This window comes from Kribbella sancticallisti, assembly GCF_039530625.1.
Classification (GTDB): Bacteria; Actinomycetota; Actinomycetes; order Propionibacteriales; family Kribbellaceae; genus Kribbella; species Kribbella sancticallisti.
The window spans coordinates 130,700-153,766 of sequence record NZ_BAAAOS010000064.1; the positions used below are offsets into that span (position 1 = coordinate 130,700).

At 67.6% G+C, this 23,067-nt stretch carries 25 protein-coding genes, 1 other RNA gene and 2 pseudogenes; 13 read left to right on the forward strand and 15 right to left on the reverse strand.

The features are described from left to right. Positions 1-8: 8 nt before the first annotated feature. The 5 genes from ABD255_RS40180 to ABD255_RS40200 all read right to left on the reverse strand — a co-directional run bounded on the left by ABD255_RS40180 (position 9) and on the right by ABD255_RS40200 (position 5,828). Positions 9-890, reverse strand: coding sequence for a carbohydrate ABC transporter permease (locus ABD255_RS40180; protein ID WP_344222082.1), 882 nt, complete (start codon positions 888-890; stop codon positions 9-11). Further along, positions 887-1,798, reverse strand: coding sequence for a carbohydrate ABC transporter permease (locus ABD255_RS40185; RefSeq protein ID WP_344222083.1), 912 nt, complete (start codon positions 1,796-1,798; stop codon positions 887-889). Before ABD255_RS40185 ends, ABD255_RS40180 begins: the two co-directional genes overlap by 4 nt. Before the next feature lie 27 nt (positions 1,799-1,825). Further along, entirely contained in the window at positions 1,826-3,949 is a 2,124-nt protein-coding gene (locus tag ABD255_RS40190; RefSeq protein ID WP_344222084.1) for an alpha-galactosidase, read from the reverse strand. A gap of 210 nt (positions 3,950-4,159) precedes the next feature. Beyond that, positions 4,160-4,921: a nucleotidyltransferase domain-containing protein gene (locus tag ABD255_RS40195; protein WP_344222086.1), complete on the reverse strand. Its 762-nt coding sequence runs from the start codon at positions 4,919-4,921 to the stop codon at positions 4,160-4,162. Then, positions 4,911-5,828, reverse strand: coding sequence for a nucleotidyltransferase domain-containing protein (locus ABD255_RS40200; protein WP_344222088.1), 918 nt, complete (start codon positions 5,826-5,828; stop codon positions 4,911-4,913). Before ABD255_RS40200 ends, ABD255_RS40195 begins: the two co-directional genes overlap by 11 nt. A gap of 72 nt (positions 5,829-5,900) precedes the next feature. Here ABD255_RS40200 and ABD255_RS40205 point away from each other — a divergent pair, with 72 nt between their 5' ends. From ABD255_RS40205 to ABD255_RS40225, 6 genes and pseudogenes are all read left to right on the forward strand, one after another. Next, the gene (locus ABD255_RS40205; RefSeq protein WP_344222089.1) at positions 5,901-6,476 is read left to right on the forward strand and encodes a helix-turn-helix domain-containing protein; all 576 of its coding nucleotides are present in this window, start codon (positions 5,901-5,903) and stop codon (positions 6,474-6,476) included. After that, a complete protein-coding gene (locus ABD255_RS40210) occupies positions 6,469-7,191 on the forward strand; it encodes an SRPBCC family protein (protein ID WP_344222090.1) in 723 nt (240 codons plus the stop codon). The genes ABD255_RS40205 and ABD255_RS40210 overlap by 8 nt, the downstream gene beginning before the upstream one ends. A 715-nt stretch (positions 7,192-7,906) precedes the next feature. Further along, the gene (locus ABD255_RS40215) at positions 7,907-8,548 is read left to right on the forward strand and encodes a hypothetical protein (RefSeq protein WP_344222091.1); all 642 of its coding nucleotides are present in this window, start codon (positions 7,907-7,909) and stop codon (positions 8,546-8,548) included. Positions 8,549-8,754: 206 nt separating this feature from the next. Continuing rightward, a pseudogene (locus tag ABD255_RS40220) lies at positions 8,755-9,849 on the forward strand (MFS transporter); the annotation flags it as partial. A gap of 37 nt (positions 9,850-9,886) precedes the next feature. After that, positions 9,887-10,003: pseudogene (locus ABD255_RS43975) on the forward strand (hypothetical protein); the annotation flags it as partial. Positions 10,004-10,041: 38 nt separating this feature from the next. Next, the gene (locus tag ABD255_RS40225) at positions 10,042-10,215 is read left to right on the forward strand and encodes a cytochrome ubiquinol oxidase subunit I (protein WP_344222093.1); all 174 of its coding nucleotides are present in this window, start codon (positions 10,042-10,044) and stop codon (positions 10,213-10,215) included. A gap of 7 nt (positions 10,216-10,222) precedes the next feature. Here ABD255_RS40225 and ABD255_RS40230 read toward each other — a convergent pair whose 3' ends face one another. After that, positions 10,223-10,708 carry a MarR family winged helix-turn-helix transcriptional regulator gene (locus ABD255_RS40230; protein ID WP_344222095.1) on the reverse strand — a complete coding sequence of 162 codons (486 nt, stop codon included), beginning with the start codon at positions 10,706-10,708 and terminating at the stop codon, positions 10,223-10,225. Between the two features lie 101 nt (positions 10,709-10,809). Here ABD255_RS40230 and ABD255_RS40235 point away from each other — a divergent pair, with 101 nt between their 5' ends. Next, positions 10,810-11,874, forward strand: a complete 1,065-nt coding sequence (locus ABD255_RS40235; protein WP_344222096.1) for an FHA domain-containing protein — start codon at positions 10,810-10,812, stop codon at positions 11,872-11,874. A 20-nt stretch (positions 11,875-11,894) separates the two neighbouring features. Beyond that, positions 11,895-12,869, forward strand: coding sequence for an alpha/beta fold hydrolase (locus ABD255_RS40240; protein ID WP_344222097.1), 975 nt, complete (start codon positions 11,895-11,897; stop codon positions 12,867-12,869). A 126-nt stretch (positions 12,870-12,995) separates the two neighbouring features. Here the strand turns inward: ABD255_RS40240 and ssrA are convergent. From ssrA to ABD255_RS40280, 8 genes are all read right to left on the reverse strand, one after another. Beyond that, positions 12,996-13,375, reverse strand: a transfer-messenger RNA (tmRNA) gene (gene ssrA, locus ABD255_RS40245). A 99-nt stretch (positions 13,376-13,474) separates the two neighbouring features. Continuing rightward, positions 13,475-14,035 carry a DUF1707 and DUF4870 domain-containing protein gene (locus ABD255_RS40250; RefSeq protein WP_344222098.1) on the reverse strand — a complete coding sequence of 187 codons (561 nt, stop codon included), beginning with the start codon at positions 14,033-14,035 and terminating at the stop codon, positions 13,475-13,477. 108 nt (positions 14,036-14,143) lie between these two features. After that, positions 14,144-14,611, reverse strand: coding sequence for an SsrA-binding protein SmpB (gene smpB / locus ABD255_RS40255; RefSeq protein ID WP_344222099.1), 468 nt, complete (start codon positions 14,609-14,611; stop codon positions 14,144-14,146). 21 nt (positions 14,612-14,632) lie between these two features. Continuing rightward, complete coding sequence (locus ABD255_RS40260) at positions 14,633-15,889, reverse strand: peptidoglycan DD-metalloendopeptidase family protein (protein WP_344222100.1); 1,257 nt, start codon at positions 15,887-15,889, stop codon at positions 14,633-14,635. A 244-nt stretch (positions 15,890-16,133) separates the two neighbouring features. Continuing rightward, positions 16,134-17,045: a permease-like cell division protein FtsX gene (gene ftsX, locus ABD255_RS40265; protein WP_344222101.1), complete on the reverse strand. Its 912-nt coding sequence runs from the start codon at positions 17,043-17,045 to the stop codon at positions 16,134-16,136. Positions 17,046-17,077: 32 nt separating this feature from the next. Further along, entirely contained in the window at positions 17,078-17,767 is a 690-nt protein-coding gene (gene ftsE, locus ABD255_RS40270) for a cell division ATP-binding protein FtsE (protein WP_344222102.1), read from the reverse strand. A gap of 179 nt (positions 17,768-17,946) precedes the next feature. Next, on the reverse strand, positions 17,947-18,108 hold the full coding sequence (locus tag ABD255_RS40275) for a hypothetical protein (RefSeq protein WP_344222103.1): 162 nt from the start codon (positions 18,106-18,108) through the stop codon (positions 17,947-17,949). Further along, a complete protein-coding gene (locus ABD255_RS40280) occupies positions 18,101-18,481 on the reverse strand; it encodes a hypothetical protein (RefSeq protein WP_344222104.1) in 381 nt (126 codons plus the stop codon). Before ABD255_RS40280 ends, ABD255_RS40275 begins: the two co-directional genes overlap by 8 nt. A gap of 106 nt (positions 18,482-18,587) precedes the next feature. On the opposite strand from ABD255_RS40280, the gene ABD255_RS40285 reads away from it, so the two are divergent. The 5 genes from ABD255_RS40285 to ABD255_RS40305 all read left to right on the forward strand — a co-directional run bounded on the left by ABD255_RS40285 (position 18,588) and on the right by ABD255_RS40305 (position 22,619). Continuing rightward, on the forward strand, positions 18,588-19,634 hold the full coding sequence (locus ABD255_RS40285; protein ID WP_344222105.1) for a carbohydrate kinase family protein: 1,047 nt from the start codon (positions 18,588-18,590) through the stop codon (positions 19,632-19,634). Positions 19,635-19,768: 134 nt separating this feature from the next. Then, the gene (locus ABD255_RS40290) at positions 19,769-20,143 is read left to right on the forward strand and encodes a hypothetical protein (protein ID WP_344222106.1); all 375 of its coding nucleotides are present in this window, start codon (positions 19,769-19,771) and stop codon (positions 20,141-20,143) included. A 134-nt stretch (positions 20,144-20,277) separates the two neighbouring features. Beyond that, positions 20,278-20,637: an ArsR/SmtB family transcription factor gene (locus ABD255_RS40295; RefSeq protein WP_344222107.1), complete on the forward strand. Its 360-nt coding sequence runs from the start codon at positions 20,278-20,280 to the stop codon at positions 20,635-20,637. Continuing rightward, on the forward strand, positions 20,630-21,070 hold the full coding sequence (locus ABD255_RS40300) for an SRPBCC family protein (RefSeq protein ID WP_344222109.1): 441 nt from the start codon (positions 20,630-20,632) through the stop codon (positions 21,068-21,070). Before ABD255_RS40295 ends, ABD255_RS40300 begins: the two co-directional genes overlap by 8 nt. A 184-nt stretch (positions 21,071-21,254) precedes the next feature. Beyond that, positions 21,255-22,619 carry an FAD-binding oxidoreductase gene (locus tag ABD255_RS40305; protein WP_344222110.1) on the forward strand — a complete coding sequence of 455 codons (1,365 nt, stop codon included), beginning with the start codon at positions 21,255-21,257 and terminating at the stop codon, positions 22,617-22,619. Here the strand turns inward: ABD255_RS40305 and ABD255_RS40310 are convergent. After that, positions 22,616-23,026, reverse strand: coding sequence for a cytidine deaminase family protein (locus tag ABD255_RS40310; RefSeq protein WP_344222111.1), 411 nt, complete (start codon positions 23,024-23,026; stop codon positions 22,616-22,618). The genes ABD255_RS40305 and ABD255_RS40310 overlap by 4 nt on opposite strands. Between the last annotated feature and the right edge of the window lie 41 nt (positions 23,027-23,067).

A 23,067-nucleotide genomic window follows, 5' to 3' on the forward strand; every position in this document is an offset into this window, starting at 1 on the left:
AGGCCACCTCACTTGATCCCGGAGAAGCCGATGGAGTTGGTGATCCGCTTGGCGAAGGCCAGGAAGAGCAGGATCATCGGCAGCGCGGCGACCAGCGTCGCGGCCATCAGGCCGGCCCAGTCCGGACTGCCCTGCGGCGTCTGGGAGCGGAAGATGCCGAGCGCGACGGTGAGCACCCGGACGTTCTCCTGCTGCCCGACCAGCAGCGGCCAGAAGTAGTCGTTCCAGGAGTTGATGTAGGTCAGGATCGCCAGCGTGGTGATCGGCGCGGCGCTCATCGGGATGATCAGGCCGAAGAAGATCCGCCGGTGGCCGGCCCCGTCGATCATCGCCGCCTCCTCCAGTTCCCGGCTGATGCCGAGGAAGAACTGGCGCAGGAAGAAGATCGCGAACGGTGTCATGAACGCGCCCGGCAGGATGATGCCGGCGAAGCTGTTCAGCAGGCCGAGGTTCTTGATCAGGACGAAGTTCGGCAGCGTGGTGAAGATCGGCGGCACCATCAGCGCCGCCAGGAACAGCGCGAACACCTTGTCCCGGCCGGGCCAGCGCAGCCGGGCGAACGCGTACGCCGCCATCGCACTGAAGAAGACCTGGCAGACGGTGGTGATGGTTGCCACCACCAACGAGTTGCGCAGGTACAGCCAGAAGTTGACCGAGGCACCGGAACCGCCCTGCGCCTGGGCCTCCGCGACCGTGGACAGGCCGAGCACCCGCTTGAAGGCGCCGAGTGTGGTCTCCACCGGGAGCAACGCGTTCGGATGCCCCGCGAGCTGGGTGTTGTTCGACAGCGCAGTACGGAGCATCCAGTAGAACGGGAACAGCGTCAGCAGCATCAGGACGATCAGGCAGGCCCAGGCGACGACGCGGCCCGGTGTGATTTGCTTCCTCATGCCAGGTCACTCTCCTTGGCCCGCAGCAACCGCAACTGCAGCAGCGAGACGACCGCGAGGATGGCGAAGAGCACCATCGCCATCGCGGAGGCGTAGCCGAAGTCGAACCGGGTGAACGCCCGCTCGTAGATGTAGTAGTAGATCACCCGGGTGGCGTTGATGGGGCCGCCCATCGTGGTCACCGCGACGGTGTCGAAGATTTGGAACGAGCCGATCATGGTGACCACCAGGACCATCACCAGAACGGGACGCAGCAGCGGCAGGGTGATCCGCCAGAACGTCTTCATCTCGGTCGACCCGTCCACCTCGGCCGCCTCGTAGACGTACTTCGGGATCGTCTGCAGGCCGGCGAAGACCAGCAGCGCCGTGTAGCCCATGTGCCGCCAGACGTTGATCCCGGCCACGGTCGGGATGGCCCAGTGCGAGTCGCCGAAGAAGGCGACCGGGTCGATCCCGACCAAGGTGAGGAACTGGTTCACGATGCCGATCTGGAAGTCGAGCATCCAGTACCAGACCAGCGCGACCACGACGTTCGCCACCAGGTACGGCGCCAGCACGATCGCGCGGATGGTGATGGACTGGGTCAGCCGGTACATCAGCATCGCGATGCCGACGGCCAGTACGGTCTGCAGGCCGATGTTGATCACCACGTACTCGACGGTGACCAGCAGCGCGTTCCAGAAGAAGCTGTCCTGCACCATCCGCTCGTAGTTCGCCAGCCCGTTGAACTCCGGCGGCGAGAGCAGGCTGTACTCGGTGAAGCTGAGGTAGGCACCCCGCAACGTGGGCCAGATGTAGAACACCACGAAGCCCAGCGTCGCGGGGGCCAGGAAGATCATCGCGACCTTCAGGTCCCCGAGACTTCGTCGTTTACTGCGTGCAGCGGGTGCACTCGTCGTCGTGGTCACGGGGACGGTTCCTCCTCGGTGGATGGCTCAGATCGCTTGGACGTCCAGCAAGATCGCGGTCTCAGGCCACTGGGCCGGCACCTGGACGCCGACGGCTGCCAGCGCCGCACCGGTCAAGTCGACGGCGCCGCCGTCGGCCCACCAAGACGCCTTGTGCCGCGGCTCGGGTCCGGGTGTCGCCGTCTTGCGGACCCGGTAGACGCGGTCCTTGGTGAGACCCGGCAGCCGGACCCGGCCCAGGTCGGAGGTGATCGACTGAGCCATCTGTACTGCGGAATACACGGCGCGCGAGCCGTCCTGCGCGACCACGCCGTGCAGCAGGAAGTCGTCCGAGCCGCGATCGGCGCGGACCACCTTGCCGGTGTGCAGCAGCGGCCGCAGTTCCTTGTGCAGCGCGACCCACCCTGCCAACTCCGCGCGCTCCTCCGGCGAGGCCGCGCTGATGTCCCACTCGATGCCGAAGTGGCCGAACAGCGCGGTGGTCGCGCGGAAGGCGAGGCTCTGGGTCCGGCCGGTGGTGTGCGCCTTCGGCGGGCCGACGTGGCAGCCGATCAGTTCCGGCGGCAGCAGCATCTGGGTCCAGCGCTGGATCTTCTGCCGCTCCAGCGCGTCGTTGCTGTCGCTGCCCCAGACCCGGTCGGTCCGCTCCAGGATGCCGAGGTCGACCCGGGCACCGCCGGACGAGCAGGACTCGATCTCCAGGCCGGGGTGGCGGCGCTTGAGCTCGTCCAGCAGCCGGTACACCGCCAGCGTCTGCTCGTGGATGCCGGCCGCCCCGGTCTGCTGGTTGCCCCCGTCAACGAAGTCGCGGTTGTGGTCCCACTTGAGGTAGCTGATGTCGTACTCGTTCAGCAGCGAGTCGAGCCGCTCGAGCAGGTAGTCGTAGGCCGCCGGGATGCCCAGGTTGAGCCCCTGCTGGTGCCGCGCGGTCGGCGGCATCCGGTTGCCAGTGGCAAGGATCCAGTCCGGGTGCTCGCGGGCGAGGTCGGAGTCGGGGTTGACCATCTCCGGCTCGACCCAGAGGCCGAACTGCAGGCCGAGGCCGGTGACGTGGTCCACCAGCGGGTGCAGGCCCTTCGGCCAGATCCCCTCGTCGACGTACCAGTCGCCGAGGCCGGCGTGGTCGTCGCGGCGGCCGCGGAACCAGCCGTCGTCGAGTACGAAGCGTTCGGCGCCCACCTCGGCGGCCGCGTCCGCGAGGGCCTTCAGCTTGTCTAGGTCGAGGTCGAAGTACACGGCCTCCCAGGTGTTCAGTACCACCGGGCGATCCGTCTTCGGGTGCGTCTCGCGGGCGCGCAGGTACTCGTGGAACCGGGTCGACACCTGGTCGAGGCCGATGCCGTACGAGCCGTAGATCCACGGGGTGCTGTAGGACCCTTCCGGCTGGAGACGGCCTTCGCCGGGAAGGAGGAGCTCGCCGCCACCGATCACGGCGTACCCGCTCATGCCGCGTTCGGCGTACGAGCGGTGGTTGCCGCTCCAGGCGGTGTGCACGGCCCAGATCTCACCGGTGCCGAAGTCGAAGCCGCGGGTGCCCGCGATCAGCAGCAGGGTGGCATCGGCGCCGGTGCGGCCACGGCGGTTGTCGCGGATGTGCGCGCCCTGGGTGAACGCGTGCCGCTGCGGGACGCGCTCACCGATGTGCCGGCCGGTCATGTCGAGCAGTTCGGTGGCCTCGGTCGGCACCGGCAGCGCGAGCACCAGCCCGTCGACCGTGTACGCCGAAGTGCCGGTGTTCGTGAGTTCTGCCTTCGCCCGGACCAGGCCGGAGTCGGTCAGCTCGATGGTGAGGTCGAGCTTCAGTCCCGCCTGGGTGTCAGTGGCGGCGACCTGGACCGTGTTCCCGGTCTGCGCCACGCTCTGAAGCTGGAAGGACGCCGAGAAGTCGTGCCCATCGCGGTGACCGTTCAGCCCGGGCAGACCGAACCAGCCCGCGGAGTACTCCGGGATGATCGCCACCGGCTTGTTGTCGTCGAGCCCGTTGCCGGTCTGGACGGCACCGGCTCCCTGCCTGAGTCCAACCAGAGCGGCTTCGTCCAGCGAGCCCAGATCCGCGCCCCAGTGCAGCACGGACGGGAGCGCCGGACCGGAGCAGTCCAACACGAGACTGACCCCCGCCGAGCGGAGCTGCAGCACCTTGATGTTCGACACTGTTGATTCACTCTGCTTTCTGATTGTTTTCAGGACGGAACTATTTACCCAAACACACCGGGTGTCAATAGCTTCACTCAGTTAAGTAAATACCTTAGAGGGCTCACCCCTCACTGGACAGGGGTCGGCCAGGCGGCGGGAACCTTCCCGCAACCCGCGGCAGATTGACCGCTATCCGGTCAGCTCACAGAGAGCAGCAGGGTTATGGAGTCAGCTCGCGCGAAGGCGCGTCGGCACGAGCAGCGCAGCGTCGGCCGTCGGCCGATCCGCCAGTTTCGACTCGGCTTCAGCCTGGTCGAGCACCGCCTGAAGCCCGGTCACATCCCGCTCGAGCTCGTCCTTCGACGGCCCGACCCGGGGCCCGTGCTCAGCCTCGGCCTTCGCCGCCATCAATTCGCCCAGATACGCCGGCGTCTCGGCAACCAGGTCACGAAGCTGCCGCAGATCAGCCTGGACCTCACCGGCGCGCATCAGATAGATCCCGGTGAGCAGCACCCGGAAGGTGTACAGCAACGGCTTCAGCTCATCCGTCTTCCCGAACAACTCCCACTGCGTCTTCGCGAAACCCCGATAGTGATGCGCATGCCACTTCGTCAGGCAGCCAGGCGCCAGGGCGACCAGTACCTCATGCTCCGGACTGCTCGCCACCACCAACGGCGACAGCACCTGCTCGAGCACATATCCGTTCCGGCGGAGCATCAGCCGGACGAACTTGGCGAGGTCATGCGTCACCAGATCGACCTCGGCCTCGTTCTCGACCCAGGTCCGGTCGAGGGTCTCCGGTCCCGTCGTCAGGCCGACCACTTCCTCGGCCGGCAGGACGTGGACGCCGCGGAGGTCTACGTCGGAGTCGCGACTCGGGAACCCGTACAGATGGGCGCCGGAGACTGTTGCGAAGAGCAAGCGGTACGGCTGGGCGCCCATGATCGTGCGGAGCTCGGCATAGTCGAGCTGCCGCATGTCACGCGTCACCCAAACTCCTCTTCCGGACCGACCTGAGCCAGGCGTCGACGGTACCGACGTCCGGCGTCGCGGGCAAAACCGTTTTCCGCAAGGCGTTGTCGAGCTCTTCATGGAGAGTGAGGCGCCAGCGCTCCACCTCGTCCCAAGGCAGCTCACCGCGCTTCACCGCGAGCAGCCGATCGCGGTACGGGCCGACGTCAACAGTGAGCTTGCCCTCGGCCAGCAAAGTGCGAGCCGACAGCAACAGCCGGATCAGGTGCATGACGTGCTTCCACTTCGGCGCCCCGTCCCGCCGATAGTCCGCCTCGATCTTCTTGAACTGGCTCAGCACGTAGCCGGAGTACGTCTGGTAGGCGAGTTGCGAGAGAAACGTCTTCCGCAGGCTCACGAGCTCCTCGCCGAGGGAAGTCTGCCGGACCACCAAAGGCGAGTGGAGTACTTCGAGCAGGTTCGGATTGGCCTTCAGGGCCAGCTCGCAGAAGCGTTCGATCTCCCAGGAGAACCATTCGGGCTCCGGCCCGTCGACGTGCATAGGCGGCTTGCCGAGCGACCAGAACGCCTCGGTCGGCGCGACGTAGACCCCGCGGGTATCGGTGTCGGAGGTGTCCGTGTCGAGCCCGAACGCCCGCGACCCGACCACCGCCGCGTAGATGGTGTGCTCGCGAACCAGCCGATCTCCGTCCGGCTGATCCACCGCGACCGCCTCACTCTGGTACGCCGTACGCAGGCTGAGCTGGTCCCGCTTCGCGGTCGCGTCCCGCCCGTCGACCAGGCGGACGACGTACTGCCCGTCGGCCGTGACGCCGCTGACCCGGCCGGTCGCCCCGCGTTGGGCCGTACCGCCGGCCGCGTCGGGGCGCTCCACCCGAAACACCACCTGAGTCCCCACCGGCAACTGCGGCCCCACGACAGACATGCCGCCCATGCTCCCTCATCGTCAGGTCTCGTCGTATTGACAAATGAAACTGTCAATACGACAGTGGTCCGCATGAAGCTGCTGGAGGAGCCCGAGAAAGTGCGGGCCGCGCTGTCGCCGTTGCGGCGGAAGCTGCTCGATCTGCTGCAGGAGCCCGCTTCGGCGACCCAGTTGGCCGTGACTCTCGAGCTGCCCCGGCAGCGGGTGAACTACCACCTGCGCGAACTGGAGAAGGCCGGACTGGTGGAACTGGTCGAGGAGCGTCAGCGGCGGGGCTGCGTCGAGCGGATCCTGCGGGCGACCTCCGGTTCGTTCGTCGTGGACCCGTCCGTGATGGGCCGCGCGTTCAGCCAACTCGGCGATCAGTACGCGGCCGAGCACCTGGTGGAAGTTGCCGCCGGCACCGTTCGCGACGTGGCCCGGATGCAGAACGAGGCCGATGCCGCCGGCAAGCGACTGCTGACCTTCACGCTCGAGGCCGAGGTCCGGTTCGCCGAGCCCGGCGACGTGCACCGCTTCACCGACGCACTGACCGAGGCCGTCCGGCGGACCGTCGAGGCCTTCGACGCCGACGGCGGCCGCCCCTACCGGGTGATCGCCGGCGGCCACCCGGCACCCCGAAGTACAGAAGGAGAAAGTGATGAGTGACGAGACTCCGGTCATCGTGGTGACCGTCGCCGCGCCGGTCGAGGCGGTCTGGGACGCGATGCGGGACAAGGAGAAGATCAAGCACTGGCACGGCTGGGAGTTCGACGGGCTGGACGCGGAGATCGACCTGATCTACTTCACCGCGTTCACCGAGGACAGCGGCACCCACACGCTGGAGATCCAAGGCGGCGACCGGTTCGTCGTCGAGCCGCACGAGGGTGGCTCGAGGATCACGCTGACCCGCGCGCCGCACGCCGACGACCCGGAGTGGGACGCCTACTACGACGACATCACCGAGGGCTGGATCACGTTCATCCAGCAACTTCGCTTCGCGCTCGAGCGGCACCCGGGCGAGCCGCGGCGCACGCTGTTCTACGCGGGCGCGGGCGATCGCAGTACGGGGCCTGCGGAACTGCTGGGACTCACGGCGGCGGTCGGGTCCGCCTATGAGGCGGATCTGTGCGGGGAGGCCGCGACCGGGCGAGTGTGGTTCCGATCCGACAACCAGGTGGGGGTTTCGGTCGATCAGTGGGGCGACGGGCTGCTCGTACTGAGCCACGTCGGCGCGACCGAGAAGAAGCCGAACGGCGCCGCGATGGCCGTGCTCACCCTGTACGGCGTGGACGACGCCGCCCGCGAGTCGATCGACAAGCGCTGGAGCGACTGGTGGTCCCCGCGCTACCCCTCGACCGAGGAGCCGCCGCCGGCCGAGTGACACCAGTACTGACACGGTGGTGACAGGGCGCAAACGTGTCACTACGCTCGGTCTACCCACAAGTGCTACTGGGGAGTACATTCTCGCTGCACGGTGACCACCACGGGGTCGAAGTGGTCATCGCCCTTCGGCGAGAGAGGCCTTCCGGTGCAGAATCCGCGAAGTCGTCGGTTGTCCGTGTCCCTCCTCCTCCTGATCACCGGCTCGATGCTGGTGGTCACCACCCCCGCCGCCCACGCTGACGGCCCAGGCTCCGGTACGCCGTACGTCGTGACCGTCGGCGACTCCTACATCTCCGGGGAGGCCGGCCGCTGGGCCGGCAGTTCCAACAACTCCGAGGCCCCGGCGGACGCGCTCGGCGCCCACGCGTACCACGACAACGCCGCCGGGACCGCGGAGACGATCCCGCGATGCCATCGCAGCAAGTCCGCGGAGGCCTACGTCGGCGGCGGGATCGGCGGGCTGAACCTGGCCTGCTCCGGCGCCCGTACGACGACCTCGGCGGGGGACAACTTCAAGCCCGGCCTCGACTTCTACGACGACGGCGCGGGCCACCTGGGCCAGGCGAAACTCCTGCAGCAGTTCGCCACCACCCACAACGTGAAACTCGTGGTCGCCTCGATCGGCGGCAACGACTTCAACTTCGCCTCGATCGTGCAGGCCTGCGTGACGAACTTCCTGCTGTCGCCGTCGTGGTACCCCGACTACTGCAAGGATGACTCGTCGGTGGTCGCGAACTTCACCTCCGCCAACGTCACCGCAGTACGGGCTCGCGTGGCGACGTCGTTCCAGAACCTCCGGACCGCGATGCGCAACGCCGGGTACGCCGACAACGCGTGGACCCTGCTCGTGCAGACCTACCTACCCGTCCCCCATCCCTGCCGGCAACGGGTTCCGCTACGGCCAGACGGGCTACACGCGCCAGAGCGTCGGAGGCTGCGGCTTCTGGAACGCCGACGCCGACTGGGCGAACGCCACCGCCCTCACCACCATCAACAACACCGTCCGAGCCGCCATCACCCAGTCCGGCCTGTCGAACACCCGCCTGCTCGAACTCCAGTCCACCTTCAACGGCCGCCGCCTCTGCGAGAAGACCGTCGGCCTCTACGAAGAGGTCGGCCTCACCTCCTGGAGACAATCCACCGCGGTCGACAAGACCGAATGGGTCAACCAGATCCGCACCGTCACCACCGTCGGTTCGAACTACTACCTCCAGGAATCCATCCACCCCAACTACTGGGGCCAACTGGCCGTCCGCTCCTGCGTCCGCCAGTCCTACCACCTCAACCGCGGCGGCACCTGCGCCATCGCCGGCACGGGCATCCTGAACGGCGAACCACGCATGACCCTCAGCTGAGACCAGCCGGGTCTTGTCCTGGGGTAGTTATGATATTGATGTTATAAATTCATAACTACCTTCAGGATCGAAGCTCATGACCACAACCTCAGGCCGGTCGGCGGCCGGCCGTACGACGCAGTCACCGCGCGCGATGGCGAAGGCGGGGGGCCTGCACTCCGTCGGCCTGCTCGTGCTGCTCGCGGGCGCATTCCTGCGGGGCTCGCGTCATCCAGGGCGCGGCCGCCGCCCTGCTCGTGCCGCAGGTCCTTGCCACCGCCCACGCAACGCTGGAGGGCGAACGCAAGGCTCGCGCGCTGGCTCTGTACGGCGCGACCTCGGGCATCGCGGCGGTCGTCGGTCAACTCACCGGCGGCCTGCTGGTGCACGCGAACATCGCCGGGACGTCCTGGCGGCCGATCTTCTTGATCAACATCCCGCTCGGCCTGCTCGTCTGGGTCCTGGCCCGCGAGGTGGTCCCCGCCACGCGCTCCGAGCGTCCGGTCGGTATCGACCTTCCCGGCACCGTCCTGTTCGCGGGCACGCTGACCGCACTGCTCGTGCCGCTGACCGAAGGAGGAAACACCGGCTGGCCCGTCTGGACCTGGGCCTTGCTCGCCCTTGCCGTCGTGCTGGCCCTTGCCACGTACGCGGTCGAGCGGGGTACCGAAAGCCGCGGCGCGGTACCGCTCCTGCCCCCGTCGCTGCTGCGTCTGCCGTCGATGGCCCGCGGGCTCGCCCTGGTTCTGCCGTTCAGCGTCGGATTCGGCGCGTTCATGTTCGTCTTCGCCCTCACTGTTCAGGACGGGCTGAACTACAGCCCGCTTCGCGGCGGCCTCGCCATCCTGCCGATGGCCGTGCTGTTCCTGATCGGCTCGATCGTCAGTCCGCGCCTGATCAACCGCTTCGGTCGCGGCGCACTGGCCGGCGGCGGCATCGTGCAGGTGATCGGGCTCGCCCTGCTCATCGCCGTCATCACTAACGACTGGCCGCACGTCGGCATGCTCGACCTCGCCGGTCCGCTCGCCCTCATCGGCGCCGGACAGTCCCTGCTGTTCGCCGGGCTGTTCCGCGTCGTCCTCACCGACGTACCCGCTCACCACGCGGGCATCGGCAGCGGTGTCCTGATCACCCTCCAGCAGTCAGGACTGGCCCTCGGCGTCGCCACCCTCGGCACTCTGTACGTCGCCCTCGAACCGCGCGGCATCAACCACGCCTTCGTCGCGGCCGTCGGCATCCAACTGGCGATCGTCGCCCTGCTGGTCATCGGCACCCGCGGCCTGCCCTCGTTCACCACCAGCACGACCGGCGACGTCCGATGAGCCTGCTCGACCTGTCCCGGTGGCAGTTCGCATCACCGTGTTGTTCCACATGACGTTCCCGGCGATCACCGTCGGACTGTTCATCCTCCTGTGCGTACTGATCGGCCTGCACTGGAAGACAGGCAAGCCGGTCTATCTCCCGATGTTCCGCTTCTGGCGGCGTACGGCGACGGCCGGGTCAAGCAGGCCACGATGTTTGCTGCCACGGGCTTCGCGATCCGTGACGGGCGCTTCGAGCCGACGAACTGGCGAGACGTCATCCTCAACCCGTCATTCACCTGGCGCTACCCGCACATGCTGGTCGCGGTACTGATCTCTGCCGGCTCCACTCCCCGTGGTCCACGATTTCGCTGGGCTGTGCCCTGACGACCGGTCAAGGTCGGCTGTCGGCTTGTCGCAGGCGGACGAGGCCGGCCGCGACCTTGGTCAGGAGGGGAAGGCTGGCCTCCACCGTCGGGTCATCTTCGGCCGCCGCTGCCACGGCCGAGCCCCACTCCTGCCGGACCAGGGCGTAGTTGCTGATCGCCCGCGGCGTCGGATGGATGCGAACGGATCGGCGATCGTCGACGTCGGCTACCCGATCGATGAGCCCCTTCTCCTCGAGCCCACGCAGCAGTGCACTGAGGTTGCTGCGCTGCAGACCCGTCGCGAAGGCCACCTCACTCGGCAGAGCGCCCGGATGCCGGAACAGGTAGCGCATCACACTGCCCTCAGGCGCCGACAACGACAGCGCCTCGGGGCTCACATAACCTCGGAACTGGATCTCCCGAGCGATATCGAGCACCAGATCGGCGAACTCCGCCCACTGCTCCTCGGTGGCCTGCTCGCTGGACACGCGACGCTTTGGTTGTCTCGACATAGTTATCTCAGCATAACTAGCGCTCCTGGGGTCGCGACATCTGGACCCGAACTGGCGGTGAGTGCACACTCACAGAAGGGGTAGGTGCCTTGGGGGGCGCGGTGGGGAACGAGTCGTTTCTGTCGCTCGGTGAGCAGCGCTGGGCGCTGCCCGCCGATCAAGTCAGCGCGACCATCGGACGGGATCCGACGGCCGACATCCGGCTGAGCTCGGACGAACTCGTCTCCCGCCTGCACGCCCGGCTGACCCGCTCGGGCGGCGCGTGGTCGATCGCCGACTACGGCTCGCGCAACGGCACCCTCGTCAACGGCCGTCCGCTGACGACGAGCGTGCCGCTGCACGACAGCGACCGGATCCAGATCGGCGACGCGGTGCTGACCTTCCACGGACCGGCCACCTCGAACGCTGATGCGGCACCGGCTCGCGGGCCGTCAGCGGGCCGGGTCCGGCTGGTGAAGGTCATGGTCATCGCCGGCGTTGTCGAGGCCCTCGGCCTGGCCGCGAACTCGATCGCGGCCTTCGTCGCCGACCACGCCGGCGGCGTCGTCCGCTGGCTGGTCCCACCTGGCCTCGCACTGCTCACCGCGATGGTGATCGCGGTGATCCAAGCAGTCTCCAAAGAACCCGCGTCCGCACCGGCATCCAACACCCGTACTACGACCGCGGTCGCCCGCCGCCGTGGCACCCCGGCCGCCGCCGCGATCCTCGTAGTACTGCTAGTGGTCGGCCTCGGAGGCTTCGCCGTCGCCGCGGGCGTCCAGTACGCCGCCGGCTACGTCACCGGCAAGGAATCCGGCGAAGACCGCCTCGTCCGCCCCATCACCAAGTCCGGCAGCGGCCTGATCGCCACGGTGGAACACGTCTTCCACACCGCGCACTTCACCCGCGTGGAACTCACCGTGAAGAACACCACCGAAACCTCGCTAAGCCTGCCCCTGTTCGGCTTCTGCACCTTCACCGGCTCCGACGGCACCACCCTGGAGGCCGACACCTTCCGCAGCCAATGGTCCGACACCATCCCACCCGGCACCCTCCAACGAGGCACCATCACCTTCAACGGCCACCTCCCCGCCCACCTGACTACCGCCTCCCTGAACTTCAGCCAAGTCTTCGGCCCCTCCGGCAAGCCCCTCACCATCCCCGGCATAAAACTCAACCCCGGCTAGGCATGGCATAGCCTGGAGTGATGCAGTACGCCGACTGGGGGGAGCGCGCCGCTCGCTGGTCCGGAATTCGCAGCGAGACAGTCGATGTGCACGGCACGAAGGTGCACTACCTGGTCACTGGTTGGACGCGGACGTCGGAAGTGCCGGTTCACCTGCTCGTTCCCAACCCGGCGAACAGCGCCTCGAACTGGCTCGACGTACTCGCGGAACTGCGACCACACGCGCACGCGATCGCGGTAGACCTGCCCGGCACGATCGCCGGCCACACCGCGCTGCCGAACCGGCGCGCGGCGGGCATCGAAACCAGCGCGCGGTTCCTGCGCGATTTCGCTGCCGCGCTCGAGTTGGATCGGGTCACGGTTCACGGCTGGTCGGCGGGCGGGATGATCGCGTTGCTGTTCGCCGACCAGGCACCCGAACGGGTTGACGGGCTCGTGTTGGCGGCGCCGGCTCTTCCTCCTCCGCTGAGCGCCGGCGAGGCGCGCAGGTGGCGAACCCTCGGCAGGGTCGGGTTGGCCATCGCCGCACCGGTCGCCCTTGCGCTGCTCCGCGTGTCCGGGCGGCGCATTCTCGCTGCGCAACTGCGGGTACTGGACGATCCCGCGTCGATTGCGGGCAGCAAATGGAACACGGGCGGTGACCTGACGAGAATGTCGCCGGAAATCGCCGGTCTCCTGCGGGACGAGATGTCGGCGGTCGAGCCGACGCGCTTGGGAAGCGCGGTGACGGTGTACGCCTCGCTGATGTCGCTGATGTTCGTCCGGCGGCGACCCCTGCTCGACGCGATGCGCCGCGTCGCGTCGCCGACTCTCCTTGTCTGGGGCGATGAGGATCGCATCGTTCCCCGCGCGTCGATCGATGACTGGACAGCGCAGCGGCCCGACTGGAACTTGGTGCCCCTCCACGGCGTGGGTCACGCGCCGCCACTCGAAGTCCCCGCCGATTACGCGCGCACAGTCATCGACTGGTGTGGCCCACGGGCTCACGACCGGTAGAGCCATGCGGCGCCTTTGCTCAGCAGCGCCGCGCGGAATGTTGCGGACAGCCACCGGCGTCTCGACGGGCTTCGGACGTGACGAAGCCCCGGCAGTTGCCTGCCGGGGCCTTGTCCAACTTTTCAGGGGTGGAGGTGGCGGGAATCGAACCCGCGTCCTTCAGCGTCGACCCAAGACTTCTCCGGGCGCAGTCTGTTAGTCGCTTTTCTCAGCTCCAGCACTCCCACAGACAAGGTTGCTGACGAGCTCAGTCACTGTAAATGTCCCGCGTCAACCCCGTGACCGGGTTGACGAAGCTAGCTTCCTAGCTGAGGCCAGGAACCGGGTCGGAAGCAACCCCGGGCTGACCGCTTCTTTTAGCTCAGGCCGTCAGGCGGCGAGAGCGAAGCTACTGCGCGATTCAACGTTGGCAGTTATTGGTTTCCAGAGATCGTTTACGAGATAACCCTGGATCCTCGGCCCGCTTCCCTTGGAACGTACGTCCAAAGTCGAAACCGTTCACCCCCTGTTGAGTTGTCAAGCACCCGCGGCCCGGTAGCGCTCTGACTGACCGCGGAACACCCACACTATCAAGTCCAACAAGCCTGCCGCACTCCAGATTCCCGCTACTTGATCATCCGGAGGGTGAACGGATAACGGAAGTCGGAGCCGAGGAGGGCGGCCAGGCCGCCGATGCCGGTCAGGACGAACCAGACCAGGCCGACCAGCGGGAACAGGAACGCGGTGAAGCCCTCGGTGACCCCGCTGACGACGCCGAGCAGGGCGAAGGCGGCGAGCGCGCTGAGCTGGAAGTTCAGGGCCTCCACCGCGTGCTTGCGGACGGCCGGGTTCTGCTTGCCGGCGGTGGCGACCATCAGGGCGGGGCCGACGAAGAACGTGGGATACCCGAGCCAGTGGGACACCATCCCGAGGCCGCGGCCCTGACTGGCGTACCGCTGGACCGGGGCCGGCCGGGTGAAGGCGGCCGGCGCGTACGTCGGTACCGGTCGCGCGACCAAGCCGTCGAACGTGCCGTTCAGCTCGGCCCGGGTGCGGGACTTGAGGGCCAACTCCAGGCGGGTGTCGAACTCGACCCGCTCCAAACGGCCGTCGGCGTACATCTCTTGGAGGATCTCGACAGCGCGGTCCCGTTGGGCCGGCGTCACCAGCAGGTCTGAAGTGGACATGCCTTCAGCCTGCCTCGCGAACCACCGCGACCCCATCGGGTGAGCCCCGGACTGGCCCCTGACCAAACCCCCGCCGGGCCTCAGCCACAGCGGCCCAGGGCAGTACTACTACCGGCGACGGTCGCTCAGTGCTCTTTGAGCCTCGCGGTCCGCCTGGCGCTCGGCCAGGGCGTGCCGCTTGTCGTAGTCCTTCTTGCCGCGCCCGGTGGCGAGCTCGACCTTCGCGTAGCCGTCCTTGAAGTACAGCGACAGCGGGATCAGCGAGACGCCCTGCTGCTCGACCGCCTTGATCAGCTTCTGCATCTCGTCCTTGTGCAGCAGCAGCTTGCGGATCCGCCGGGGCTCGTGGTTGGTCCAGGTGCCGTGCGTGTACTCCGGGATGTGCATGTTCTGCAGCCACAGCTCGTTGCCCCGCACGGACGCGAACGCGTCGACGAGGGAGGCTCGACCCAGCCGCAGGGACTTCACCTCGGTCCCGGTCAGCACGAGTCCGGCCTCCACCACGTCGTCGATGTGGTAGTCGTGTCGCGCCTTACGGTTCTGCGCGATCGGTTTGTGGCCGGTCTGTTTCACCATCCGACCAGTATCTCAGACCACTCACAGCCACTTCATCGGATTAACCACCTGGCCGTCCTGGTAGACCATGAAGTGCAGGTGGCAGCCGGTCGAGTAGCCGGTGGTGCCGACGTAGCCGATCACCTGGCCCTTCGAGACCCGCTGACCGACGCGCACCTTGTACTTCGACAGGTGGTTGTAGACCGTCGTGATCGACGAACCCTTGATCACGCCGTTCGACAGGAACAGCCGGTTGCCGTAGCCACCGTTGTAGTAACGGTCCGAAACCACCCCGCTCGCGGCCGCGCGGATCGGCGTACCGCAGCCGCCGCCGAAGTCGGTGCCGTCGTGCAGCTTCCAGTAGTGCAGCACCGGGTGGAACCGCATCCCGTACGGCGAGGTGATGTAGGTGTTGATCGGGTAGCTCAGCCCCGAGGAGGTGCCCGGGTCGTCCGGGACGTCCCGCGGCGGCCGGTTCTCCTTCTTCGCCTTCGCCCGCTCGGCCGCCTCCCGGGCCGCCTTGCGCTTCGCGGCCGCCAGCTTCTCGGCCCGCGCCCGGGCGATCAGGATCTGCTGCACCCGGTTACGCTCCGCCACCAGCGCGTTGTACTGCGCCAGTTCGGTGTTCTTGTCCTTCTCAGCGGCCTTGTACGCCGTCAGCTGGGCCTGGGCGAGCTTGGCGGCCTCTGCCTTGTCCTGGGCGACCTGCTTCGTCAACGCCGTGACCTGCTGGACAGTACGAGCGGCCTCCGCCCGCTGGGCGGCGACGATCTTCTCCGCTGCCGTCAGCTTGGCCCGCTTGCTGGCCAGTTGCGCCTGCGCGTTGTTCAGCTTGGCGATCGTGTTGCCCTGGATGCCGAACACGTTCTTCTGCACCTGGACTCCGGTGGCCACGTCGGCGGGCGATGCGCCCTTGAGCACGATCGACAGCCCGACCAGGCTGTTCTGCTGCTGGTACGCCGACTGCGCGGCGCGCCCGGCGACCTGCTTCTGCAGCACGATCACCTGCTCGCCCGCGGCGACCTCGTTCAGCGCGTTCTGCAACGCCGACTCGGCCTGCCTCAGCTTGCTCGCGGCAACCACGTCGGCCGCCTTCGCGGCGGCCAGCTTGCCCTGGGCAACGGCGTACCGGGCCTGGACGACCTTGTACCGCGTCTCCGCCTGGTTGTAGGCGGCAACGGACTTGGCCAGCTGGTCGTACGACTCGTGCAGGTCGGCCTTCGACTCGTTGATCTGCGAGTCGAGCTGCTTCTTCTTCGCGGCTGGATCCGGTGGGTCCGCCTGGGCAGACGGGACCACCGCCAGGGCTCCGGCGGACAGGGACAGGACAACGCAGCAAGCGGCGACAACCGACTGCCGGCCGGGCGGTCCGCCCAGGCGTCGCCTGAGTGACCGTCCGCTCGCGGTGGCGGTGGCGCCGATGCTGTCGTCTCGCTTGATGCGCGCCCGCCTGAGCGGGTTCGCACCGGGGAAGTGCGGGACCACAGTCGACCCCTTGCTATGGGTTGAGTTGTCGTGCTCTCTGCACGATAGGTCACCCGGGTCAGACTTTGAGGTATTTCCGCGTTGTCAGGAATGTCGGGATGATCGCCAGCACCAGGCCGACCACGACCATGATCAGGGTGGCCTGGAAGGTCTCGGTCGCTCCGACCCACTGCCAGACCCGGAACGTCTCCTCGGCCTGCTTCTTGACCAGGAAGTACACCCCGAGCCATAGCGTGCCGCAGGCAAGGACCGCCCCGATCAGCGCGGCCAGGATCGCTTCCAGCAGGAACGGCAGCTGGATGTAGAAGTTCGAGGCGCCCACCAGGCGCATGATGCCTATCTCCCGCCTCCGGGCGTAGGCGGCCAGCCGGATCGTGTTGGAGATCTGCATCAGCGCGGCGACCAGCAACAGACCCGCGGCCAGCAGCGCTCCCCATCTCAGCTTGTTCAGCGCGTTGAAGAGTGGATCCAGATACTGTCTGAGGTCCTGCACGGTGTCGACGCCGGGCAGACCCGACACGGCACTGACCAGGTTCTGGTAGCGCTGTGGATCCTTCAGCTTGACCCGGTAGGACTCCTGCATCTGGTCCTCGGTCACGGTGCTGACGATCGGCGAGTCCTTGTAGAGCTTCTTGAACTGCTCGAACGCTTCCTTCTTCGACTCCCCGAAGACCCCCTCGGGCGCGGTGTCGGGGTTCGACTCGATCACCTGCTTGATCCGGTTCTTCTGCTCCGCGGTCACCTCGGCGCCCGAGCAGCCGCGGCCGCCGGAGTCCTTGGTGCAGAGGAAGATCGAGATCTGGATCTTGTCGTACCAGTTCCCCTTCATCAGGTCGACCTGCTCGCGGGCGAGCAGCGCGCTGCCGAACAGCGACAGCGAGACCCAGATGGTGACGACGACAGCGATCGTCATCGAGAGGTTCCGCTTCAGGCCGATGCCCAGGTCGGAGAGGATGTAGTTCAAGCGCATCAGTCAGTCAGTCCCTGTGTCAGACAGCAGTCTCAGTGCTGGTAGCCGTAGACGCCACGCGACTCGTCGCGGACGACGTGGCCGTTCTCCAGCTCGATCACGCGCTTGCGCATCTGGTCGACGATCGACACGTCGTGGGTGGCCATCACCACGGTCGTCCCGGTCCGGTTGATCCGGTCCAGCAGTTTCATGATGCCGACCGAGGTGCCGGGGTCCAGGTTTCCGGTCGGCTCGTCCGCGATCAGGATCATCGGCCGGTTCACGAACGCCCGGGCGATCGCGACCCGCTGCTGCTCACCACCGGACAGCTCGTCCGGCAGCCGGTCCTCCTTGCCGTCCAGACCGACCAGCTCGAGCACCTCGGGCACCGTCTTGCGGATGTGCGAGCGCGGCTTGCCGATCACCTGCAGGGCGAACGCGACGTTCTCCGCGACGGTCTTGTTCGGCAGCAGCCGGAAGTCCTGGAACACGGTGCCGATCTGCCGGCGCATCTGCGGGATCCGCCAGCTGGCGAGCCTGTTCAGGTCCTTGCCGGCCACCATGATGTGACCCTTGGAGGTCCGGTGCTCGCGCAGCACGAGACGAAGGAACGTCGACTTGCCGGACCCGGAGGTGCCGACCAGGAAGACGAACTCGCTTCTCTCGATCTCGACGTTGACGTTCAGCAGGGCAGCCTTGGACTGGCCCTCGTACGTCTTGGACACATTCTCGAAGCGGATCACGTGAGATTCCGGCCGTGGTCGGGAACAGGGAGCAGCGCACAGGTAACCACCAGGGCACCGTACGCCACCGGAGCGGCCGTCGATCAGTGTAGGTGCTCCGCGCCCGCGCGCCGAGCAGGCATCCCGACGCCGCCGTCACCGTCCTATAGCCGTACTAGGTGGCGGCCGTAGTACGAAGGTCAGGCAGGAGCCGGGGCGCCGTTGCCGTTCTCTGGGCGGGCGGTGGCGATGCGCGCCACGCCGGGCTCGGGTTTGCGGCCGGCCCTGCGGGCGGCTTCGACGTGCAACCTGGCCAACTCGACCGCCTGGCGGGAGACCTTGACGGTCTTCTTCTCACCCATCGGCACTGTCTCCCTCGACCACATCGGCGCCTTCTTCCGCAATATCAGCGTACGCGGCCTGACCGACCCGGTCGATCGCCACGGCGGCCGTCAGCGCGGCGACGAGATCGTAGTCCTCCGGCTGTAACAGTTCCGATCTCATCAGTGAGCGCAGCGTCACCACACCGGCGTCCGTACCGGCCTCGTCGCCGTCCAGGATCTGCTCGACCGACCACCGGACCATCCGCATCGTCTCCTCCCGATGCCGCCAGACATCCAGCTCCCGGTCGGACTTGCGGGTCAGGTAGGCGCCCAGGGCGACCCCGCCGAGGGCGAGGAACGGGCTCAGCACGGTGACGATGACGCCGACCACCGAGATCCAGGTCGGGATCACGAACACACCTCAGAACTCACTCGGGTCCTCCCAAATCCGTGGTGATGGCCGGTCGATGATGCTACGAAGGACAGCAGATCACCAGCCACCGACAAAGGAACCAGTGATGGACGAGCCGGACAGCTACGACGTGTTCGTGCAGGGAACCGTGTTCCTCGACATCGTGCTGACCGGCCTGGAGTCCGCCCCGACCACCGGCACCGAGATCTTCGCCGAGGGAATGGGGTCCTGCCCGGGCGGCGTCGCGAACTTCGCCATCGCCGCCAGCCGGCTCGGCCTGCGCAGCGGCCTGGCCGCCGTCTTCGGCGACGACGTGTACGCCGACTTCTGCTGGCGCACCCTCGCCGACCAGGAGAAGGTCGACCTGTCGCACTCCCGGCGGATCGGCCACTGGCACTCCCCCGTCACCGTCTCCATGTCGATCGACCGCGACCGCGCCATGGTCACCCACGCCCACGAGGCGCCCGGCGATCCGAGCAAACTGGTCGGCCCGGGACTGAAGACCCGCTCCGCGATCGTGCCTGTTTCCGAGGAACTGCCGAACTGGACCGCCGAGGCACGGGCGTCCGGAGCCCTGTTGTTCGGAGACATCGGCTGGGACCCGACGGAGCACTGGTCCCCCGCGGTTCTCGACGTACTCGAGGGCTTCCACGCCTTCACCCCGAACGCGGCCGAGGCGATGGCATACACCCGCACGGACACCCCCAAAGCCGCCCTGCACAAACTGGCCGAACGGGTTCCCCTGGCCGTCGTGACGAACGGCTCCGACGGAGTACTGGCGATCGATTCCGAGACGGGCGAGGAGGAGTACATCCCCGCGCTGCCGGTTCGGTCGTACGACCCGACCGGCGCCGGCGACGTCTTCCTGGCGTCGCTGGTGCTCGGCACCCTGCGCGGCTGGCCGCTGGCGCAGCGGCTCGCCTTCGGCAACCTCTGCGCGGGCCTGTCCGTCCAGCATTTCGGCGGTTCGCTGGCGGCGCCCGGCTGGGGCGACATCATCGACTGGGTCCGCGACCACAGCCGGCACCGCCCCGGCGACGTCGACCCCGAGGTACTGCGCCACTACACCTTCATCGGCGACATCCTCCCCGAGGGCCCGGTCCCGATCGTCCGCCGGGCAGGTGCCACCATCGCCCGGCTCTCCGACGCCTGAATACCACATGTATTTATCTTGAAACGCACCATTGAATTTCACCTGAATGGAAGAAATCGCTATTCAGGTCTTTTCACCGGCATTCCTTCCCGGCTAATGTCACCGGCCACGCCTTGATCACGGGAGGAATTCAGATGAGCACACCGAGTAAGTACCGTCGCGCCGCCGTGGCCGCACTCACCCTGCCGCTGCTGACCGGCGGTTTGATCGTCGCCACCACCCAGGCCGCCCACGCGGCCTGCAGCCACCCCGCCTGGCAGAACTACAGTCCGGGCGCCGGCCGGGTCACCTCGACGTCGCCGATCCGGACCGGGCCGTCCTCGGACTGCGGCGTGGTGACGAATGTCGGCACCGCCAAGGATTTGTTCTACCACTGCTGGGTCGAGAACGAGGCCGGCAACAAATGGACCCACGTCCGGATCGCCAACACGAACACCATGGGTTGGATGTACAACGGCAATCTGAACGACGGCGGCAGCGTCCACCCGGACAACCACTGCCGGGCCTGACAGAACCGACGAAGGCGCCTCACCCCGGCCGGGGTGGGGCGCCTTCGCGCGTTCCGGTGGCTTGACATCGCTCCTGCAGGCGCTATATTCAACTCATCGGTTTAGAACCAACTAGTTGAACAGGACCCGATGAGATGCCCACCGACCAGCTCAGCCGCACTTTCGCGGCTCTCGCCGACCCGACGCGGCGCGCCATCCTCGCGCGGCTGTCGGAGGGCGAGGCGACGGTCGGGCAACTCGCGGAACCGTTCGCGATGAGCTTCGCCGCGGTCTCCAAGCATCTGCGGGTGCTCGAGACCGCGGGCCTGGTCAGCCGGGGCCGCGACGCGCAGTACCGGCCGGCCCGGCTGGACGCGCGACCCCTCGCGGCCGCGTCCGAGTGGATCGGCGACTACGCCAGGTTCTGGGCCGGCAGCTTCGACTCGCTCGGCAGCTATCTCGACAAACTTCAGCAGCACGACACCACCACCGCCAAGGAGAACGACGATGCCTGACGTCCTGACCGTTACCCGCACCTTCGACGCACCCCGCGAACTCGTCTACGAGGCGTGGACCAAGCCGGAGCACTTCTCCGTCTGGTTCGGCACGGACGCGGTCGAGGTCCCGCTGGACACGCTGTCCCTGGACGTCCGCGTCGGCGGCGCCTGGAAGGCCACCATGAAGCTGCCCGACGGCAACCAGATCGACTGGGTCGGCGAGTACACCGAGGTCGACCCGCCCGAGCGGCTGTCCTTCACGATGACCGACGAGCCGGGCACCCCGGCGGGCGACCCGATCGTGGTCACCTTCGCCGAGGTCGACGGCGGCACCGAGATGACCCTGACGCAGCCCGCCGGCGACTTCGACCAGGAGCAGATCGACGCCACGATCATGGGCTACAACGGCTTCTTCGACTCGATGGAGAAGCTGCTCGCAGCGCGCAACTGACCACCGTCAGTACTACGAGCAGCACCTCGCGCCACCGTCAGCGGAGCGGGGTGCGGTGATCTGGCTCGGCGATGGCGAGCGCTCTCCAGGCACGGGGATCGAAGGTGGCGCACAGCCTACGGTTGTCGGTCGGGGTGAGCCCCGCGGCGGTTACGTTGGTGGCGAGTTCCGGAAAGAGGCACCCATGACTTTGATCGACCAACTCCGCTCCCGTGTGGCCGGCCCCGTGCTCGGCCCGTCCGACGCCGACTTCGCCGCCGAAGTCGCCGCCTGGAACACCTCGACCCTGCACACGCCAGAGGTCGCGGTCGGACTCACCTCCGAGGCTGATGCCGTCGCGGTGGTCCAGGCAGCCGCAGAGACCGGTACGCCGGTCCGCGTGCTCGCCACCGGCCACGGGTCCGCCGTACCCGTCACCGACGGCATCCTCGCCACCACCTCACGGCTCGGCGGGGTCACCATCGACGCCGAGAACCGGATCGCCCACATCGCGGCGGGTTGTCGCTGGGCCGAGGTGATCGCGGCCGCGGCCGAGCACGGGCTCGCGCCGATCACCGGCGCCTCCGACAACGTCGGGTGTATCGGCTACACGCTCGGCGGCGGATTGGGGCCGCTGGCAAGGACGTACGGCTTCTCGTCCGACTGGGCTCGCGGTTTCCGGCTCGTCACCGCCTCCGGCGAGGTGGTCGTCGCGAACGCCGACGAGAACCCGGACCTGTTCTGGGCACTCCGCGGCGGCAAGGGCGGATTCGGCATCGTCACGTCGATGGACTTCGAACTGGTCGAGCTCAGCACCCTGTACGGCGGGTCGGTGTTCTTCGACGCCGCCGAGATCGGGCCCGCGATGTCCACCTGGGTGGAGTGGACCAAGACGCTTCCGGAGACGGCGACCACCTCGGTCATCATCCTCCGGATGCCGCCGCTGGAGTTCATCCCCGAACTGTTGCGGGGCAAGACCGTACTCAGCGTGCGGTTCGCCTTCATCGGCGACGCGGCCGCCGGGGAACGCCTGTTCCAGCCGATCCGGAAGGTCGGCGCCACCCTGATCGACGCGGTCGCCGAGATGCCGGCTTCGGCGATCGCGACGATCCACAACGACCCCAAGGATCCGGGACCCGGCTGGGATCGCGGTCAACTGCTGAACAACCTCGACGCCGGCTTCGTCGCAGCCTTCCTCGAGACGGCCGACCCGGACCAGCAGGTGCCGTTCGTCGCCATCGAGATCCGGCACCTCGGCGGAGCCACCCGGCGCGACGTACCGGAGGGCAGTGCGGTCGGCGGCCGCGGCGGGGCGTACACGCTGTTCATGGCCGGTGTGCCCGATCCCAGGCAGCCCGAGCAGAACTTCCCCGCGGCTTCCGAGGCCTTGCTCGCACCTCTTGCTCCGTGGATCTCGGCCGAGCACACCATCAACTATGCGGGTGGCCTGCTGGTCCCCGGCTCGTACGAGGCGTCCTGGCCGGCCGAGACGTTCACGCGCCTCGCGGAGATCCGGGCGACGTACGACCCGAACCGGCTGTTCCCGTACGGCCCGGCTAGCTACAGCTAGGGCGCCCAGGGAAAGCCTGCCGGCAGCAGGTCGGACGCGACGACGCTGCCGAGGCCCTGCGCGGTCGGGAGGATCACCCGCAACTGCGGGTGGTAGTCGAGGAAGACCTGCCGATCGCGCCCGCACGGCGCCTGGACGCCGCGACCTTCATTGCCGACTGCAACGATCGTCGTGAGCTCGCGCGCGCCCTCGGCCCTGGCCCGGCCGAGGGCGACCAGCTCGGCACACGGTCCGCCAGTGAAGTGGTACAGGTTGATGCCGGCGAACATCCGCCCGTCGGCCGCTCGTACTGCCGCACCCATCGTGTAGATGCCGTCGGGGCCGTCGGTGTTCTCGTCGACGGTCCGGCGGGCAAGCTCGATCAGCTCGTGGTCCTCCGCCGTCAGCGGCCGCACAGTGATGCTCATCCCGGCACGCTCCCACATCCTTCGCAGCGGTGCCAACGCGT